The sequence below is a fragment of the Halomonas bluephagenesis genome, assembly GCF_054790765.1.
This window is the reverse complement of the sequence record NZ_CP133631.1, coordinates 1359203-1377454: the sequence shown is the minus strand read 5'-3', so window position 1 is coordinate 1377454 and position 18252 is coordinate 1359203. Positions and strand designations below refer to the sequence as shown.

Below are 18252 nucleotides of genomic sequence, written 5' to 3'. Positions count from 1 at the left end.
TGCAAATATAGCGTTTTACGCAATGGTGGCGGTGGCGTACAGTGATCTCAACGCCAAAGCCCAGTGCTGCAAAAGACGGCACGGGTGGCCATCAACGCTGATACGACATATATAAACTATCCCTATATAACGATCATTTTTTGATCAAGTTCGATTTTGGAGTCTCGCCATGCACGTTTATTACGATAAAGATTGTGACCTGTCTCTCATTCAAGCCAAGAAAGTCACTATTGTTGGTTATGGCTCGCAAGGCCATGCCCACGCGAACAACTTGAAAGAGTCTGGCGTTGACGTCACCGTTGCACTGCGCAAAGGTTCTTCCTCTGCCGCCAAAGCAGAAGCCGCAGGCCTGACAGTGGCAAGCGTTCCGGAAGCGTGCAAAACCGCAGACGTTGTCATGATTCTGGCGCCGGATGAGAACCAAAAAGCGATCTACGAGCAGGAAGTAGAGCCGAACTTGAAAGAAGGTGCGACCTTAGCCTTCGCCCACGGCTTTAATATCCATTACAACCAAATTGAGCCGCGTAAAGATCTTGATGTCATCATGATCGCGCCGAAAGCACCGGGGCACACTGTACGCTCTGAGTTCGTTAAAGGTGGCGGTATTCCTGACCTGATCGCTATCCACCAGGATGCGTCTGGTAATGCCAAAGAGTTAGCGCTTTCTTACGCGGCAGGTGTTGGTGGTGGTCGCAGCGGCATTATCGAAACTACTTTTAAAGATGAGACCGAAACGGATCTATTCGGCGAGCAAGCAGTCCTGTGTGGTGGCGCGGTTGAGCTGGTTAAAGCTGGTTTTGAAACCCTTACCGAAGCAGGTTATGCGCCAGAGATGGCTTACTTCGAGTGTCTGCATGAGCTTAAACTGATTGTTGACCTGATGTACGAAGGCGGTATCGCCAACATGAACTACTCCATCTCCAACAATGCGGAGTACGGTGAGTACGTTACTGGTCCCGAGGTGATTAACGACGAGTCTCGTGCCGCAATGCGCAACGCACTCAAGCGTATCCAAACGGGTGAGTATGCCAAAATGTTCATCCAAGAAGGCAACACCAACTACCCGTCTATGACGGCACGTCGTCGCCTGAATGCTGAACACGAAATCGAGCAAGTAGGCGCTAAGCTACGTGGCATGATGCCTTGGATTGCTGCCAACCAGCTGGTTGATAAGTCGAAAAACTAAGCGGTTATCGTGCTAGTGCACTAGTTAGAGCCTCGGGGCGCGCATTGTCGCGCCCCGAGGCGTTTAACGTTGCGTGCTGCAATTGACTGGCTGAGTTAGCCTCACCGTGTAGAATGAAAAGAGATCACTGTTCTTGTGACTTCACTTCAAACGGATGATATTTATGACCCAGGATGCTCGCGATCAAGAGCGTAAACAGGCCTCGCAGTCAGCGCCTCAAGAAGGCCACAAAACAGAAGATAGTGGTACTGGAGAGCAAGAAGACGCTAGTCACGAAAAGGTAAGTCATGACAACGTAAGTAATGAAGATCTCGCTACCGTTTTCCTGCGCGAAACTGAAGTGGTTGAAGAGGCGGTCGAAGACGGCAAGAAAATTCGCCGAAAAGGCATCTATTTACTACCTAATTTATTTACCACATCTGCGCTGTTTTCGGGGTTCTTCGCCGTGGTGGCTGGCATCAACGGCGAATTCACCTCAGCAGCAGTGGCGATTTTTATCGCCATGGTGCTCGATGGCCTTGATGGTCGGGTTGCTCGTATGACGAATACGCAAAGCGAGTTTGGTGCAGAGTACGATAGCCTTGCCGATATGATCTCGTTCGGTATGGCGCCTGCATTAGTGGCCTTTACCTGGATTTTACAAGACATCGGTAAAACAGGCTGGGTCGTAGCATTTCTTTATGTAGCCTGTGCGGCGCTGCGCCTAGCACGCTTCAATGTGCAGATTGGTAGTGTGGATAAGAAGTGGTTTATCGGCTTGCCAAGCCCATCCGCCGCCGCCTTAGTGGCCGCTAGTGTGTGGACCTTCCATAGTTTTGATGCAGATGCGGTAGGTTTTAAGCTGCTTATGTTGTTTGTCGTGGGGGCTGCGGGTGTGCTCATGGTCAGTAATATTCGTTATTACAGCTTTAAAGATCTCGATTTCAAAAAGCCTGTTCCTTTTGTTGTGCTTCTAGCGGTGGTGCTAGGGTTCGTAATGATCTCTGTTGAACCTTCTGTAATGCTGCTGCTGCTCTTTGGTGCTTATGTGTGTTCAGGCCCCGTATTGGCCGTTATGCGTAAAGCAAAACCTAAAAGTTAAAATTTATTCACTTTTTTCCCGCAAACCCCCTTGCCAAGTCGGCAGCGAATCCGTAAAGTACGCATCCGCTGCCGGGGACGCACAGCGTTACCAGCGGTGATTGAAGTTGAAAAACTTCGGTTTGTCAGAGAGTTAGAAGAACTCAGCAGCAACATGCTTCGATGTCTTCCAACCCTTTTTGAAACGAGCCACGCCAGAAAGCATCGTTATCTCGCCTTCTTCGCTCACTCGCTTCACTCACTTAAAACAGTGATTGACAAACACCAGGAAATGCGTAGAATACGCCTTCCTCGCTGAGGCAAACCAGTTCAACGGTTAGCCAGTTTTTCCAGCGAAAACAGCTCTTTAACAATTTGATCAGGTAATTCATGTGGGCGCTTGCCGATGAGGGTGATAAATCACCAAATATCAAGGCAAGCGGTCATGACAATGTAAATTGAAATGAATTCGTTTGAACCTTGAGCCAAGTTTGATGCACTTATGTGACTTTCGAGTGACATGTAAGCATCACAATGATTTTAAACTGAAGAGTTTGATCATGGCTCAGATTGAACGCTGGCGGCAGGCCTAACACATGCAAGTCGAGCGGTAACAGGGGTAGCTTGCTACCCGCTGACGAGCGGCGGACGGGTGAGTAATGCATAGGAATCTGCCCGGTAGTGGGGGATAACCTGGGGAAACCCAGGCTAATACCGCATACGTCCTACGGGAGAAAGGGGGCTCCGGCTCCCGCTATTGGATGAGCCTATGTCGGATTAGCTAGTTGGTGAGGTAATGGCTCACCAAGGCAACGATCCGTAGCTGGTCTGAGAGGATGATCAGCCACATCGGGACTGAGACACGGCCCGAACTCCTACGGGAGGCAGCAGTGGGGAATATTGGACAATGGGGGCAACCCTGATCCAGCCATGCCGCGTGTGTGAAGAAGGCCTTCGGGTTGTAAAGCACTTTCAGCGAGGAAGAACGCCTAGTGGTTAATACCCACTAGGAAAGACATCACTCGCAGAAGAAGCACCGGCTAACTCCGTGCCAGCAGCCGCGGTAATACGGAGGGTGCAAGCGTTAATCGGAATTACTGGGCGTAAAGCGCGCGTAGGTGGCTTGATAAGCCGGTTGTGAAAGCCCCGGGCTCAACCTGGGAACGGCATCCGGAACTGTCAAGCTAGAGTGCAGGAGAGGAAGGTAGAATTCCCGGTGTAGCGGTGAAATGCGTAGAGATCGGGAGGAATACCAGTGGCGAAGGCGGCCTTCTGGACTGACACTGACACTGAGGTGCGAAAGCGTGGGTAGCAAACAGGATTAGATACCCTGGTAGTCCACGCCGTAAACGATGTCGACCAGCCGTTGGGTGCCTAGCGCACTTTGTGGCGAAGTTAACGCGATAAGTCGACCGCCTGGGGAGTACGGCCGCAAGGTTAAAACTCAAATGAATTGACGGGGGCCCGCACAAGCGGTGGAGCATGTGGTTTAATTCGATGCAACGCGAAGAACCTTACCTACTCTTGACATCCTGCGAACTTGTGAGAGATCACTTGGTGCCTTCGGGAACGCAGAGACAGGTGCTGCATGGCTGTCGTCAGCTCGTGTTGTGAAATGTTGGGTTAAGTCCCGTAACGAGCGCAACCCTTGTCCTTATTTGCCAGCGGGTAATGCCGGGAACTCTAAGGAGACTGCCGGTGACAAACCGGAGGAAGGTGGGGACGACGTCAAGTCATCATGGCCCTTACGAGTAGGGCTACACACGTGCTACAATGGCCGGTACAAAGGGTTGCGAGCTCGCGAGAGTCAGCTAATCCCGAAAAGCCGGTCTCAGTCCGGATCGGAGTCTGCAACTCGACTCCGTGAAGTCGGAATCGCTAGTAATCGTGAATCAGAATGTCACGGTGAATACGTTCCCGGGCCTTGTACACACCGCCCGTCACACCATGGGAGTGGACTGCACCAGAAGTGGTTAGCCTAACGCAAGAGGGCGATCACCACGGTGTGGTTCATGACTGGGGTGAAGTCGTAACAAGGTAGCCGTAGGGGAACCTGCGGCTGGATCACCTCCTTAAACGATGCATCATCCTCGCGGTAAGCGCTCACAATGAATTACCTGATCAGAATGCTGTTGATACGCAGTGATAAGCGTTTTCTTCCTATTGAAAGAAGAGAAAAGAGCTTTTTTAAGATCGTCTTTAAAGACCTTTCTTTTCCTTTTAATGTGAAAAAAGCAACCGCTTATCACTGCGCATAGCAGTCGCTCTTTAACAATGTATATCATGCTGACATAAACGCTTCTTTGAAGTGTTTATACGTAATTGTTTTGTGATACGTCTCAAGCGTATCCGGCAATCGTTATCATTGCGAGACACCAGACTCCTTCGGGTTATAGGGTCAAGCAATGAAGCGCACACGGTGGATGCCTAGGCAGCCAGAGGCGATGAAAGACGTGGAAGCCTGCGATAAGGCTCGGCGAGGTGGCAAACAACCTGTGACCCGGGCATTTCTGAATGGGGAAACCCACTCATCATAAGATGAGTATCTTGCGCTGAATATATAGGCGTAAGAGGCGAACCAGGGGAACTGAAACATCTAAGTACCCTGAGGAAAAGAAATCAACCGAGATTCCCCTAGTAGCGGCGAGCGAACGGGGACCAGCCCTTAAGCATGTGACTGATTAGGCGAATGAGCTGGGAAGCTCAGCCGTAGCGGGTGATAGCCCCGTAGTCGAAAATCTGATCATGTGAAATCGAGTAGGTCGGGGCACGAGAAACCTTGACTGAAGACGGGGGGACCATCCTCCAAGGCTAAATACTCCTGGCTGACCGATAGTGAACCAGTACCGTGAGGGAAAGGCGAAAAGAACCCCGGAGAGGGGAGTGAAATAGATCCTGAAACCGTGTGCGTACAAGCAGTAGGAGCAGACTTGTTCTGTGACTGCGTACCTTTTGTATAATGGGTCAGCGACTTATATTCAGTGGCGAGGTTAACCGTTTAGGGGAGCCGTAGGGAAACCGAGTCTTAACTGGGCGACACAGTCGCTGGATATAGACCCGAAACCGAGCGATCTATCCATGAGCAGGGTGAAGGTTGAGTAACATCAACTGGAGGCCCGAACCAGGATCTGTTGAAAAAGATTTGGATGACTTGTGGATCGGAGTGAAAGGCTAATCAAGCTCGGAGATAGCTGGTTCTCCTCGAAAGCTATTTAGGTAGCGCCTCACGTATCACCGCCGGGGGTAGAGCACTGTTTCGGCTAGGGGGTCATCCCGACTTACCAACCCGAGGCAAACTCCGAATACCGGTGAGTGCGAGCGTGGGAGACACACGGCGGGTGCTAACGTCCGTCGTGAAAAGGGAAACAACCCAGACCGTCAGCTAAGGTCCCGAAATCCTGGTTAAGTGGGAAACGATGTGGGAAGGCTCAGACAGCTAGGAGGTTGGCTTAGAAGCAGCCATCCTTTAAAGAAAGCGTAATAGCTCACTAGTCGAGTCGGCCTGCGCGGAAGATGTAACGGGGCTAAACCAGGTACCGAAGCTACGGGTTCACACTTAGGTGTGAGCGGTAGAGGAGCGTCGTGTAAGCCGATGAAGGTGAATTGAGAAGTTCGCTGGAGGTATCACGAGTGCGAATGCTGACATGAGTAACGATAAAGGGAGTGAAAAACTCCCTCGCCGGAAGACCAAGGGTTTCTGTTCGACGCTAATCGGAGCAGAGTGAGTCGGCCCCTAAGGCGAGGCCGAAAGGCGTAGTCGATGGGAAACAGGTCAATATTCCTGTACCGGACATGATTGCGATGGGGGACGGAGAAGGCTAGGTGAGCCAGGCGTTGGTTGTCCTGGTGAAAGTGAGTAGGCTTGCATCTTAGGTAAATCCGGGATGCTCTAAGGCCGAGACACGAAACGAACTGACCACGGTCAGGAAGTCATTGATGCCACGCTTCCAGGAAAAGCCTCTAAGCTTCAGATCATGTGCGACCGTACCCCAAACCGACACAGGTGGTCAGGGTGAGAATCCCAAGGCGCTTGAGAGAACTCGGGTGAAGGAACTAGGCAAAATGGTGCCGTAACTTCGGGAGAAGGCACGCCGGCGTAGGGTGACGAGACTTGCTCTCAGAGCCCGAACCGGTCGAAGATACCAGGTGGCTGCAACTGTTTAGTAAAAACACAGCACTCTGCTAACGCGCAAGCGGACGTATAGGGTGTGACGCCTGCCCGGTGCCGGAAGGTTAAATGATGGTGTTAGCCGCAAGGCGAAGCTCTTGATTGAAGCCCCGGTAAACGGCGGCCGTAACTATAACGGTCCTAAGGTAGCGAAATTCCTTGTCGGGTAAGTTCCGACCTGCACGAATGGCGTAATGATGGCCACGCTGTCTCCACCCGAGACTCAGTGAAATTGAAATCGCCGTGAAGATGCGGTGTACCCGCGGCTAGACGGAAAGACCCCGTGAACCTTTACTATAGCTTCACACTGGACGCTGATGTTGCCTGTGTAGGATAGCTGGGAGGCTTTGAATCTCGGACGCTAGTTCGAGGGGAGCCAACCTTGAAATACCAGCCTGGCATCATTGGCGTTCTCACTCAGGTCCGTTATCCGGATCGAGGACAGTGTGTGGTGGGTAGTTTGACTGGGGCGGTCTCCTCCCAAAGAGTAACGGAGGAGCACGAAGGTACCCTCAGCACGGTCGGACATCGTGCAGTGAGTGCAAGAGCATAAGGGTGCTTGACTGCGAGACAGACACGTCGAGCAGGTGCGAAAGCAGGTTCTAGTGATCCGGTGGTTCTGTATGGAAGGGCCATCGCTCAACGGATAAAAGGTACTCCGGGGATAACAGGCTGATACCGCCCAAGAGTTCACATCGACGGCGGTGTTTGGCACCTCGATGTCGGCTCATCACATCCTGGGGCTGAAGTCGGTCCCAAGGGTATGGCTGTTCGCCATTTAAAGTGGTACGCGAGCTGGGTTTAGAACGTCGTGAGACAGTTCGGTCCCTATCTGCCGTGGGCGTTGGATGTTTGAGAAGGGCTGCTCCTAGTACGAGAGGACCGGAGTGGACGCACCTCTGGTGTTCCGGTTGTCACGCCAGTGGCATTGCCGGGTAGCTATGTGCGGACGGGATAACCGCTGAAAGCATCTAAGCGGGAAGCCCCCTTCAAGATGAGACATCCCTGAGGCCTAGAGCCTCCTGAAGGGCCCAGCGAGACCAGCTGGTTGATAGGCACGGTGTGGAAGCGCTGCAAGGCGTTGAGCTAACGTGTACTAATGGCCCGTGAGGCTTGACCCTATAACACCCAAGGGGTCTGGTCGCAGTGATAACGAAAACCGGATACGCGACTCAAGCCCAACGTGACACACGAAGGGCGTGAGACGAAAGAGACGCCACAAAACATCGATTACACGTTCAGCATGATATACATGACCCGTTACGCCTGACGACCATAGCACGCGTGAACCACCTGATCCCTTGCCGAACTCAGAAGTGAAACCGCTTAGCGCCGATGGTAGTGTGGGGTCTCCCCATGCGAGAGTAGGTCATCGTCAGGCACTTATTGAGAAACCCCGGCCATTTGGTCGGGGTTTTGCTTTTTAGGGGGTCTCCCCTGGACCCCGTTTGTCGGGAACAAACGGGAACCGCTTTAGCGGGCCCGAAGGGCGAGTCTCAGGATGAGACGAGTAGAGTAGCGGAGCGCCGCCCGGATCATCGTCAGGCACTTATTAAGAAAAACCCCAGCTTCTAATGAAGCTGGGGTTTTTTGTTGTTGAGCTATTGGTTATGAACTATTTGAAAAATCCCCCAGGGCTTGCGCCCTGGGGGATTTTTTATGCTTAGAAAATGTGAGAATTAGCGGCAGATTGCTTCCAGTGCCTCTATTAAGCTATCCATCTCATCATCTGTGCCGATGGTGATGCGCAAGAAGTTATTGAGTGCGTCAGTATTAAAATGACGTACCAAAACTCCTCGCTCTCGAAGGCCTGCAAATAGCTGAGCGCCTTCAAAATCGGGATGCTGGGCAAGCACGAAGTTGGCCTTCGAAGGCAGTACTTCAAAACCTAGCTGCTCAAGTCGCTGACGTGTGCGCTCACGGGTCGTGATCACATTATTTCGGCACGCGTTAAAGTGTTCTTCATCTTTAAGAGCTTCAATGCCGATGAGGCTCGCTAGGCTATCCACTGGATAGGAATTAAACGAGTCCTTGACCCGCTGGAGCCCATCAATCAGCTCAGGGGAGCCAATGGCATAGCCCAAGCGTAAACCAGCCAAGCTACGTGATTTAGAGAACGTTCCTGTGACTAGCAGGTTAGGGTAGTGCTCAACTAAAGCAACAGCGCTTTCTGCGCCGAAATCCACATAAGCCTCATCGATTAATACAACCCGGTTTGTCACGCGCTTAAGCAGAGCCTCAATGGTTTCGAGGGAGTGCGCATGGCCAGTCGGTGCGTTTGGGTTGGCAAAGATAACGCCGCTGCGCTCTGATGCATTCGCCAGGGCATCAACATCGACCTCCCACTGTGGGGTTAGTGGATGCTTACGAAGCGCGACGCCATAAAGGTTGGCGTACACAGGATAAAAGCTATAGGTGATTGAGGGGACATCCAGCGGTGCGTCATGGCAGAAGAAGGCCTGAAACGCAAACGCGAGCACTTCATCTGACCCATTGCCGACGAAGGTTTCTGCCACGCTAACCCCATAGCTGTCGGCCAGCGTTGTACGCAGCGCGTAAGAGGTAGGATCAGGATACAAGCGCAAATGGTCGATAGCATAATTACGCAGCACCTTGCTCACCCCAGGTGCGGGCGGATAAGGGTTTTCATTGGTGTTGAGTTTAATAACCTGTTCGCGGGGCTGCTCACCAGGCACATAGGGGGTAAGCTCCCTAACAGCTGGACTCCAGTATTGGCTCATGCGGGTAACCTGATTATCCTGATGTTAATACCCCATGGTCGCCCGATGACTGCCTGAGCGCAAGCATTCAAGTAGTGAGGGGGGTGGGCGTCGCACCTTGTAGCGGTTATGCTGTCACAAGCGCGCGAAAGAAATGTATGTCCAACACGATAAGGAGACACTCAATGCAATTTAGGAGTTTGCTAGCCGGCTCGGCTATGTTGGCACTGTTGGCGGGCTGTGCAGCTGGCCCAACGGATCAGCGTGAAGAAGCAGGAATGACTGCTTCTAAAGCCAATTATCAAGGTACGCTGCCTTGCCGTAACTGCGATGGCATCGACTTGAATGTGACGATGATAGGCGAAGAAATGAGTGCTCCCGAAGAACGGACGTTCACGTTAAACGCCACTTATCGTAATCATCCACAAACGCCGCCAGACGAAAACTATGCAGGTAACTGGGAAGTACTGACGGGCACGCCGTCGGATCCATCTGCCACTGTCTATGAGTTAACGCCGAATGGCGATGGCCAGATCTACTACTTTCAACGTATTAGTGAACGCACGTTGGAGCTGATCGACCCAGAGCGTCGTCGTTTCGAAAACGGTGAGATGCTGCAGTTACAGCGTCAATAAAGCGTGAAGTGATGCTTAAAGGCGGCCATTGGCCGCCTTTTGCATTTCTAGTCATCTGATGCATAAATCTCAGTGGCGATATAATCAGTGGCGATAACAACAGGAGCGACATGGCGGTGGCGAAAGCGAAAAGTGCCTTTGTGTGTACCGAATGCGGTGCGGAGTATCGAAAGTGGCAAGGCCAGTGCTCCAGCTGCCAGGAATGGAACACGCTAAGTGAGATTCGGTTGGCTAGTGCGCGCCCTGGAAGTGGCGCAGCCATGGGACGGGCGGGCTATGCAGGAGACCTGTCGAGAGATGTGGTGGATCTTGGCAATGTGGATCTCAGCGAAGTACCCCGCCTCACTTCGACCTTTGCTGAGTTTGATCGTGTGCTAGGTGGCGGCCTGGTGCCGGGGTCCGCTGTGTTGCTGGGGGGCAACCCAGGCGCTGGTAAGTCCACGCTGCTTCTGCAACCCGCCTGCAAGCTCGCCCAGCAGCGGCGTATTCTATATGTCACCGGGGAGGAGTCGCTTTCCCAAGTTGCGATGCGCGCCCACCGCTTACAGCTGCCTACTAATGGGCTGAAAATGTTAGCGGAAACCAGTGTTGAAACAATTTTAGCGGTGGCTGAACGAGAAAAACCGGAAATTTTGGTCATCGACTCAATTCAAACGATGCACCTAGAGGATATTAGCTCAGCGCCAGGTGGCGTTGCCCAGGTTCGTGAATCTGCGGCAGCTCTGACCCGCTTTGCTAAGCAAACGAACACAGTATTGTTACTGGTTGGGCATGTAACGAAGGATGGAACGCTGGCTGGCCCTAAAGTACTGGAGCACATGATTGATGCCTCGCTGCTATTAGAGGGTGGAGCTGACTCTCGATTTAGAACCCTTCGCGGCCAGAAAAACCGCTTTGGTGCGGTGAATGAGCTGGGTGTGTTTGCAATGCTTGAGCAAGGTTTAAAAGAAGTCAAAAACCCCAGTGCGATTTTCCTATCACGCCAAGAAGAACAGGCTCCCGGTAGTTTGGTCATGGTGGTATGGGAAGGTACCCGGCCAATTCTGGTGGAAGTGCAGGCGTTAGTCGATGAGTCTGCATTGGGGAATCCTCGCCGTGTGGCCGTTGGCGTCGATCAAAACCGACTTGCTATGCTGCTAGCCGTGCTAAACCGTCACGGTGGTCTGTTTACCGGTGATCAAGATGTTTTCCTTAACGTGGTAGGCGGCGTGAAAGTACTCGAAACCAGTGCTGACTTGGCGGTGCTCCTAGCGGTGGTATCCAGCCTGCAAAATCGCGCTCTGCCAAAAGAGTTGGTGGTATTTGGCGAAGTTGGGCTTTCGGGAGAGATTCGGCCTGTGCCCAGCGGGCAAGAACGTATTGCTGAAGCGGCTAAGCATGGATTTTTAAGGGCGATTGTGCCGCGTGGTAATGCACCCAAGCAGGCTCCGAAGGGGATGGAGGTCATCCCTGTGGATAAACTTAGCGATGCCCTGGAAGCGCTCTAACGTAAGCTATGCTGAGGAACAACATAAAGACTAAGGAGAGGCATTATGAGTTCGATTCGGTTAACCCAATATAGTCACGGTGCAGGTTGTGGCTGCAAAATTGCTCCAGATGTGCTGGATGGAATTCTTGCTAAAGCAGGGCCTGCCGCGGGTCACAAACGGCTCATTGTAGGTAATCAGGGGCGTGAAGACGCTGCGGTGTATGATTTGGGTGATGGCCGCGGCATGATCGCGACCACCGATTTCTTTATGCCGATTGTCGATGATCCCTTCGATTTTGGCCGTATTGCTGCCACTAACGCTATTAGCGATGTGTATGCCATGGGCGGCACGCCGGTCATGGCATTGGGCATTTTAGGTTGGCCGCTGGATAAGCTCAGCGCTGAAATTGCGGGTGATGTTGTTGCAGGAGCCCAAGCTGTTTGTCGTGAGCTGGGCGTCGCGTTAGCAGGCGGACACTCGATTGACGCCCCAGAGCCGATGTTTGGTTTGGCGGTCAACGGTTTAGTCGATTTGGCGCATTTAAAACTCAACAGCCAGGCGAAACCTGATGATCTGTTATTCCTAACCAAACCACTGGGTGTGGGGCTATTAACTACGGCTGAAAAGCGCGGCTTGCTCGAAGCCGGGCACCAAGGCCTTGCCCGAGAAACGATGCTCAAGCCCAATCATATTGGCGTTGAGTTGGCGAAGGTGAAAGGCGTTAACGCCATGACGGATGTTACGGGGTTTGGCCTTGCTGGGCACCTATCGGAAATGTGCAGCGCAAGCGGTGTGATGGCGCAGATCGATTTTCGCCGCTTACCCCGTTTAGCCGAAGCTGAAGCTTACCGTCGGCAGGGCGCTGTCCCCGGAGGCTCACTGCGCAACCGCGACGCCTTAGGTAAATCGTTGCCTGTTATGGACGATGCCCACTGGCAATGGCTTTGCGATCCTCAGACGTCGGGCGGTTTGTTGATTAGCGTCGATCCTGCCTGGGAAGATGACGTAGAACGTATTGGCCGTGAGAACGGTATTAACTTGGTACCGTTTGGCACCATGAAGGCTGCACAGGGCGACGTTTTGATTGAGGTTATTGGATGACCCTAGCCACTGTTCCGGCAACATTAAACTTAATCGCGGAAGAAACGCCGTTGATTGATGTGCGCGCCCCGATTGAGTTTGCCCAGGGCAGTTTGCCTGGCGCGGTTAACTTGCCGTTAATGGTTGATGATGAGCGCCACCAAGTGGGCATTGCATATAAGCAGCTGGGGCAGCAGGCGGCCATCGGGTTGGGTGAGCGCTTAGTTAGCGGTGAAGCTAAGCAAGCACGCGTTGACGCGTGGGAGGCGTACGTAGCGCGCCAGCCAGAAGCTATTATCTACTGTTTTCGTGGAGGGCTACGTTCGCAAATTGCGCAGCAGTGGCTAGCCGAAACAGGTATTAACAGGCCGCGTATTGAGGGTGGCTGGGAAGCGGTGCGTCATCGGCTATGTCAGCGGATTGATGAGGCCGCCAGTCAGCCGATGTTGGTCGTTGCAGGACTGACAGGCTGTGCCAAAACGACGCTTATTAACCAATTGAGTAACGGCATTGATCTAGAGGCCTTTGCCAACCATAAAGGATCGGCCTTTGGCCGACAGCCAGAAGAACCGACGCCACAAATTGATTTTGAACACGCCTTGGCCAAACGCTTAATCGGGCTGACAGGTAAACTGGTAGTAGAGGATGAGTCGCGACAAATCGGTAATGCTAATATTCCGCTTACTTTTTGGCATGCCTTACAGCGTGCGCCGCGAATACGCATTGAGATGCCTCTGGATTGGCGTTTAGAGCAGTTGCGCCGTGACTATATCGAAGCACTTGAACAGAGCTACACCGCCCGTTACGGCCAGCAAGAGGGCTGGCAGCGCATGCAGCGCCAATTAGCCAATGCCTTGGAGCGTTTGGCTAAGCGGCTAGGAAATGCCCGTTTGCAGCGTCTGCAGCGATTACAGTGCATGGCCTTTGATGCCCATGCGCTAGGTAATATTCAGGCTCACGAGGCATGGCTTGCACCGCTGTTAACGGAATATTACGACCCACTTTATCGCTATCATCTTGAAAAGCAGCGGGATAGCCGTCCTACCGAGCTGCACGTTGGCGATTGGGATAGCTGTTTAGAAGCCGCTAAGCAATGGAGCGCTTAGCGGCGTTTTATGCGCCAATAGTTGATGCAGGGGCCTATGCCGCTTTCAGCCATTGGGTCATCACGCGGTCTAGCAGCGGTGCTAACTTATGAAAACGACTAGCGTCTTCTAGGATCTGTTCATTGGTTTGTAGAAAACGCCCTGTTGCGTTATTTTTTGGCTGTGGTCGGTCGTCTGCATCGAGCAGTAGTGAGACGCTGGAAGCAGTCGCCTCAAAATGGCACAGTAAGCCGATGACACGCCCAGCGTCCCATGAAACCCCTTGTAGTGGTGCCGCCGCACTGCCGCCTAGCGGTAGTGCATTGTCCGGTAAGCTAAACACGAAGCGATGCCACATAAACGCCTCAAACTGTTCGGGTAAGTCAAAGGCGCTTTCTGGGGCCTGTGTTATTTGGTGCCAGCCAATTTCAGGGTAAGTGCCTGGCGCGATGACAGCGTCTAGCGCTTGCGCTATCCACAGTGCTCCCAAGCCAATGCCCAGTATTGGTTTTTGACCATCCAGATAGCGATTAATCAGCTTTCGCTCGGCTTTAAACCAGTCGGGTGGATCATTTACTAGCGGCTCAGGGCCATCCAGTATAATGATCGCATCGCACTCACCCGGTCGTGGGGTTAGCTCGCCCGCATAAAGATGAAAAACGGTGTAACTATGGCCCATACTCTCAAGCCAGTCAGTTAGACGAGCGGGACCATGGTCAGGGCCGTGCTGTAGCAGATGGATATGCATGGTAATCTCCTCGCCGGCCGATGTTAACAACGCGACAGGGATCTCCTGTCGCGTTTGTGCGACGATAACGTATCGCGTTCATTTCACCAATATTGTGACCCAGGAAATCAGCATGGTGGCTAAACCCCTAGGATTTTATCAGCGGCTTTAACAATTGCCGTTGCCCGCCCAGCAAGCGTTTATGGCAGCTCTTTGTGAACGCCTGCTACCTAACTACGCTTTGTATCAACAAACCACGGGTCTAGGTGACGAGCATACGCTGCGTACCGTGCTGAGCTTGGTATGGGAGCGTCTAAACGTTCCGAATGCTAGTATCGACTTTGCTCGGCAAGCGGAAAAGCTGGCTGAGTGCGAACCCCCAGAAGGTGATGAGAGCTTTGGAGCGCGCCGAGCGTTAGACGCCGTCGTATCGGTATCCGCGTTGCTAGATACGCTGCAGGGCGAATCACCTGAAGCAGTGCTGGATGTCAGCCGCACCTCGCGAGCGGGCGTTCGCGCTTTTATCGAGCTGACCGAAGGTGAGGAAGATGCTCAGGTGCTTGCGCTGATTATTCGCGACCATCCATTGATGGCCGACGAAAACGATTTCCAGGATGCTGTTTTGGACGCCGTGAGCGAGCCAATTAATAAAACCTCCCTAAAAGAGATTCGTCAGTTAGGGCGTAATAACGGCATCAGTAATCTTGGTTTAACCTTAGACGAAGGCGGGGAGTAACTGGCTAAACCGGTTAAAACCGCAGCCCCGCCGTCACCATCATGCCGGCGGTGCCGAAGATAATGAGATCTGATTCTACACGCCCCCATTGCACGCCAATGCTAGGTAGCAGCGCAGGCGCTATGCCTAAATGATTAAAGGGGATCTTGTCGCGGTACTCACCTTTATAGCCGCGCAGTAGCCCACCTGTCAGCTTGGCTCGTACGTTGACCCCTTCAGAAAATTGCCAAAGAGGAAACTCTCGGCCTGCATAGAAGTACCAAGTAGGCTGATCGAAGGAGTTTTTAAACCATGCCGCCCCAGTTAGCCAGCGGTCAGGGTTGTGTAACTCAATACTGACTAGCTTTTGCTGATTGATGTGCTCCGGGTCTGGGTCGAAGTGACGTGTTAACAGGCTGGTTTGCACCAATGTGTGGTCGAGTTCTAAGGTGGGCGGCCAATCTGGCAAAGAAAAGGCTGAGACGGTTGTGCTCAGCCAAAAAATTGCTAGCCCTCCCAGCCATTGGTAATAATGTGGCATGTAATGCTCCTGAAAAAGGGCTCGTTTCTATAAGATCCCGTTAGAGGCGCATTTCGATGCCCCGTTCCGCCATATAGCGTTTTGCTTCTGGTATCGTGTATTCACCAAAGTGAAAGATACTCGCCGCCAGTACCGCATCGGCACCACCTTTGAGTACGCCGTCCACTAAGTGATCCAAGTTTCCTACACCGCCAGAGGCAATCACCGGCACGCTGACGGCTTCAGAAATAGCGTAGGTAACGCCCAGGTCGAAGCCCACTTTAGTACCGTCTCGATCCATACTGGTTAACAGTAGCTCGCCTGCGCCAAATTCCACCATCTTTTTGGCCCATTCGACGGCATCTAAGCCCGTCGGCCGACGTCCGCCGTGGGTGAAGATTTCCCAGCGCGGAGGCTCTCCTTCTTTGGACACCTTCTTAGCGTCAATCGCCACCACGATACATTGGCTGCCAAAGCGCTCAGCGGCCTCGCGAACAAACTCTGGATTGGTAACCGCGGCGGTATTGATCGAGACTTTATCGGCCCCTGCATTCAGCATGGTGCGAATATCATCGCAACTGCGGATACCGCCCCCAACGGTGAGAGGAATAAACACTTCACCGGCGATGCGCTCTACCATGTCGACTGTGGTGTCACGGTTTTCGTGGCTGGCGGTAATGTCGAGGAAGGTGATTTCATCGGCACCCTGCTGGTTGTAACGCTGGGCGATTTCAACGGGGTCACCTGCATCACGGATGCCAACAAAGTTAACGCCTTTCACCACACGCCCGGCATCGACATCTAAGCAAGGAATAATACGTTTCGCTAAGCTCATTCGTTGCCTCCGCTAAGCTGGTCGCTCAAACGCTGGGCTTCTGCCACATCCAGGCTGCCCTCGTAGATAGCGCGGCCTGTAATCGCGCCTAAAATGCCGCTATTGGCGACATCACATAGCGCACGAATATCATCTAGATTGGTGACACCGCCAGAGGCGATTACGGGTAAGCCGCCTTCACGAGCTAGCGCAGCAGTGGCGTCCACATTGACGCCTTGCATCATGCCGTCACGGGCAATGTCGGTATAAACAATGCTGGAAACGCCGTCATTGGCAAAGCGCTTGGCGAGTTCGGTCGCTTTCAGGGTGGACACTTCAGCCCAGCCGTCGGTGGCCACATAGCCATCTTTAGCATCCAGGCCAACAATAATATGGCCTGGGAATGCACGGCACATCTCGCCCACAAAATCCGGTTCTTTAACCGCTTTTGTACCAATAATGACGTAAGAAACCCCTGCATTTAGGTAATGCTCAATGGTGTCTGCCGAGCGAATGCCGCCGCCAATTTGAATGGGCAGGTTAGGGTAGGCGCGTGCTATTGCAGTCACTGCATCGCCGTTCACCGGTTTGCCTTCAAATGCGCCGTTTAGGTCAACTAGGTGCAGGCGGCGAGCCCCTGCTTCTACCCAGCGGGCGGCCATGGCAACGGGGTCATCGCCGTAGGACGTCGCATCTTCCATGCGGCCTTGTTTCAAGCGCACACACTGGCCGTCTTTGAGATCAATCGCGGGAATTACCAACATAGTGAAACCTCTCAGGGCGTCCAGGTGACAAAATTTTCTAGCAGGCGAAGGGCCGCACGGGAGCTTTTTTCAGGGTGGAACTGTACGGCGAAGGTGGCATCGCGGCCAATCGCCACGTGGGCGCAAACCTTGCCGTACTGAGTGGTACCAAACACTTGGGCATCGTCAGCTGCATTGACGTAGTAGCTGTGCACAAAATAGAAGTGTTCGTTATCGTCAATGCCTGCCCACAGCGGGTGATCGTGATGCTGTGCCACGAGATTCCAACCCATGTGCGGCACTTTTAAACGCTGTTCGTAATCATCACGCATATTGGCCGGAAAACGGTCGACGCTGCCATGGAAAAAGCCTAGGCAGTCTACGCCGCCATTCTCTTCGCTGCGTTCCATCAGCATTTGTTGACCCACGCAAATGCCCAACAGCGGCTTGGCCTGGCGGGTAAGAATATCGTCGACTAAACCACGTAGCTCGGTACGTTCGAGCTCGCCCACACAGTCTCGGATAGCCCCCTGGCCCGGTAGCACCAAGCGTGTTGCGCCTAAAATACGCCGAGGGTCGCGGGTAATAATCACATTTTCGTGGGTGACGTGCTCAAGCGCTTTTGCCACAGAGTGCAGGTTGCCCATTCCATAATCGATTACCGCGATGGTCATAAAGCGCTCCTTGTTATCGTTAGCGAGCTACCACTGGCTGTAATACTCGGCATTATAGGCTTCCTTTAGTGGACGGCATCTGCCCCGCCATTCTTGGGTCTTCTGCCACTGCCATGCGTAGCGCGCGCCCAAACGCTTTAAAAATAGTCTCAGCCTGATGGTGAGCATTAAAGCCTTTTACATTGTCGATATGCAGTGTGACACGAGCATGGTTGACGAAGCCTTGGAAAAACTCCCAAAACAGTTGGGTGTCCATGCGGCCAATAGTATCGCGGGTGAAGTCGACATTCATATACAGGCCTGGGCGGCCGGAAAAATCGATAACCACCCGCGAAAGCGCTTCATCAAGGGGTACATAGGCATGTCCGTAGCGGTAAATGCCGCGTTTATCGCCGATTGCTTGGTGAAACGCTTGGCCCAGAGTAATGCCTAGATCTTCGACCGTATGGTGATCATCAATGTGTAGGTCGCCTTTTGCGTCAATGTCGAGATCCACCATCCCATGACGAGCCACTTGATCAAGCATATGATCAAGAAACGGAACGCCGGTGTCACTGCGGAGGCGGCCTTCGCCGTCAAGGTTGACGCTGACCGTAATCTGCGTTTCGTTGGTGTCACGGCTTACCGTGGCAATACGCGCTGACATGTTGCATCTCC

The 18252-nt window shown here is 52.9% G+C and carries 14 protein-coding genes and 3 rRNA genes; 10 read left to right on the top strand and 7 right to left on the bottom strand.

What is annotated here, in order from left to right; all coding sequences use genetic code 11:
* The first annotated feature begins 169 nt into the window (after nt 1-169).
* The 5 genes from ilvC (at nt 170) to rrf (ending at nt 7794) form a co-directional block, all read left to right on the top strand.
* Entirely contained in the window at nt 170-1186 is a 1017-nt protein-coding gene (ilvC, locus tag REH51_RS06080) for a ketol-acid reductoisomerase (RefSeq protein WP_009725024.1), read from the top strand.
* A 163-nt stretch (nt 1187-1349) separates the two neighbouring features.
* Nucleotides 1350-2267, top strand: a complete 918-nt coding sequence (pssA, locus tag REH51_RS06075) for a CDP-diacylglycerol--serine O-phosphatidyltransferase (protein WP_009725023.1) — start codon at nt 1350-1352, stop codon at nt 2265-2267.
* 520 nt (nt 2268-2787) lie between these two features.
* Nucleotides 2788-4320, top strand: a 16S ribosomal RNA gene (locus tag REH51_RS06070).
* A gap of 321 nt (nt 4321-4641) precedes the next feature.
* Nucleotides 4642-7534 (top strand): 23S ribosomal RNA (locus tag REH51_RS06065).
* A 144-nt stretch (nt 7535-7678) separates the two neighbouring features.
* A 5S ribosomal RNA gene (gene rrf, locus REH51_RS06060) occupies nt 7679-7794 on the top strand.
* The 16S, 23S and 5S rRNA genes sit together here, the layout of an rRNA operon.
* 298 nt (nt 7795-8092) lie before the next feature.
* Here the strand turns inward: rrf and hisC are convergent.
* Nucleotides 8093-9154 carry a histidinol-phosphate transaminase gene (hisC, locus tag REH51_RS06055; protein WP_083817087.1) on the bottom strand — a complete coding sequence of 354 codons (1062 nt, stop codon included), beginning with the start codon at nt 9152-9154 and terminating at the stop codon, nt 8093-8095.
* A gap of 164 nt (nt 9155-9318) precedes the next feature.
* Between hisC and REH51_RS06050 the strand changes: the two genes are divergently transcribed.
* From REH51_RS06050 to mnmH, 4 genes are all read left to right on the top strand, one after another.
* Nucleotides 9319-9768: a copper resistance protein NlpE N-terminal domain-containing protein gene (locus tag REH51_RS06050; RefSeq protein WP_498937181.1), complete on the top strand. Its 450-nt coding sequence runs from the start codon at nt 9319-9321 to the stop codon at nt 9766-9768.
* 116 nt (nt 9769-9884) lie between these two features.
* A complete protein-coding gene (gene radA, locus REH51_RS06045) occupies nt 9885-11255 on the top strand; it encodes a DNA repair protein RadA (protein WP_498937721.1) in 1371 nt (456 codons plus the stop codon).
* Between the two features lie 42 nt (nt 11256-11297).
* Nucleotides 11298-12338: a selenide, water dikinase SelD gene (gene selD / locus REH51_RS06040; RefSeq protein WP_409559435.1), complete on the top strand. Its 1041-nt coding sequence runs from the start codon at nt 11298-11300 to the stop codon at nt 12336-12338.
* Nucleotides 12335-13423, top strand: a complete 1089-nt coding sequence (gene mnmH / locus REH51_RS06035; RefSeq protein WP_498937179.1) for a tRNA 2-selenouridine(34) synthase MnmH — start codon at nt 12335-12337, stop codon at nt 13421-13423. The genes selD and mnmH overlap by 4 nt, the downstream gene beginning before the upstream one ends.
* Nucleotides 13424-13457: 34 nt before the next feature.
* On the opposite strand, the gene REH51_RS06030 is transcribed toward mnmH, so the two are convergent.
* A complete protein-coding gene (locus REH51_RS06030; protein ID WP_498937177.1) occupies nt 13458-14150 on the bottom strand; it encodes a type 1 glutamine amidotransferase in 693 nt (230 codons plus the stop codon).
* Between the two features lie 181 nt (nt 14151-14331).
* Between REH51_RS06030 and REH51_RS06025 the strand changes: the two genes are divergently transcribed.
* Nucleotides 14332-14865: a YjaG family protein gene (locus REH51_RS06025; RefSeq protein WP_498937174.1), complete on the top strand. Its 534-nt coding sequence runs from the start codon at nt 14332-14334 to the stop codon at nt 14863-14865.
* A 13-nt stretch (nt 14866-14878) separates the two neighbouring features.
* Here the strand turns inward: REH51_RS06025 and REH51_RS06020 are convergent, their stop codons facing one another.
* Genes REH51_RS06020 through hisB form a run of 5 tightly spaced genes read right to left on the bottom strand, consistent with a single transcriptional unit; the run spans nt 14879 to nt 18241 of the window.
* The gene (locus REH51_RS06020) at nt 14879-15385 is read right to left on the bottom strand and encodes a hypothetical protein (protein WP_009724911.1); all 507 of its coding nucleotides are present in this window, start codon (nt 15383-15385) and stop codon (nt 14879-14881) included.
* 40 nt (nt 15386-15425) lie between these two features.
* Entirely contained in the window at nt 15426-16199 is a 774-nt protein-coding gene (hisF, locus tag REH51_RS06015) for an imidazole glycerol phosphate synthase subunit HisF (protein ID WP_009724910.1), read from the bottom strand.
* Nucleotides 16196-16942 (bottom strand): 1-(5-phosphoribosyl)-5-[(5-phosphoribosylamino)methylideneamino]imidazole-4-carboxamide isomerase, encoded by a 747-nt coding sequence (hisA, locus tag REH51_RS06010; RefSeq protein ID WP_009724909.1) that lies wholly within the window; start codon nt 16940-16942, stop codon nt 16196-16198. The genes hisF and hisA overlap by 4 nt, the downstream gene beginning before the upstream one ends.
* Nucleotides 16943-16953: 11 nt before the next feature.
* Nucleotides 16954-17595, bottom strand: a complete 642-nt coding sequence (gene hisH, locus REH51_RS06005; RefSeq protein WP_498937172.1) for an imidazole glycerol phosphate synthase subunit HisH — start codon at nt 17593-17595, stop codon at nt 16954-16956.
* 52 nt (nt 17596-17647) lie between these two features.
* Nucleotides 17648-18241, bottom strand: coding sequence for an imidazoleglycerol-phosphate dehydratase HisB (hisB, locus tag REH51_RS06000; RefSeq protein ID WP_009724907.1), 594 nt, complete (start codon nt 18239-18241; stop codon nt 17648-17650).
* Nucleotides 18242-18252 lie beyond the last annotated feature (11 nt).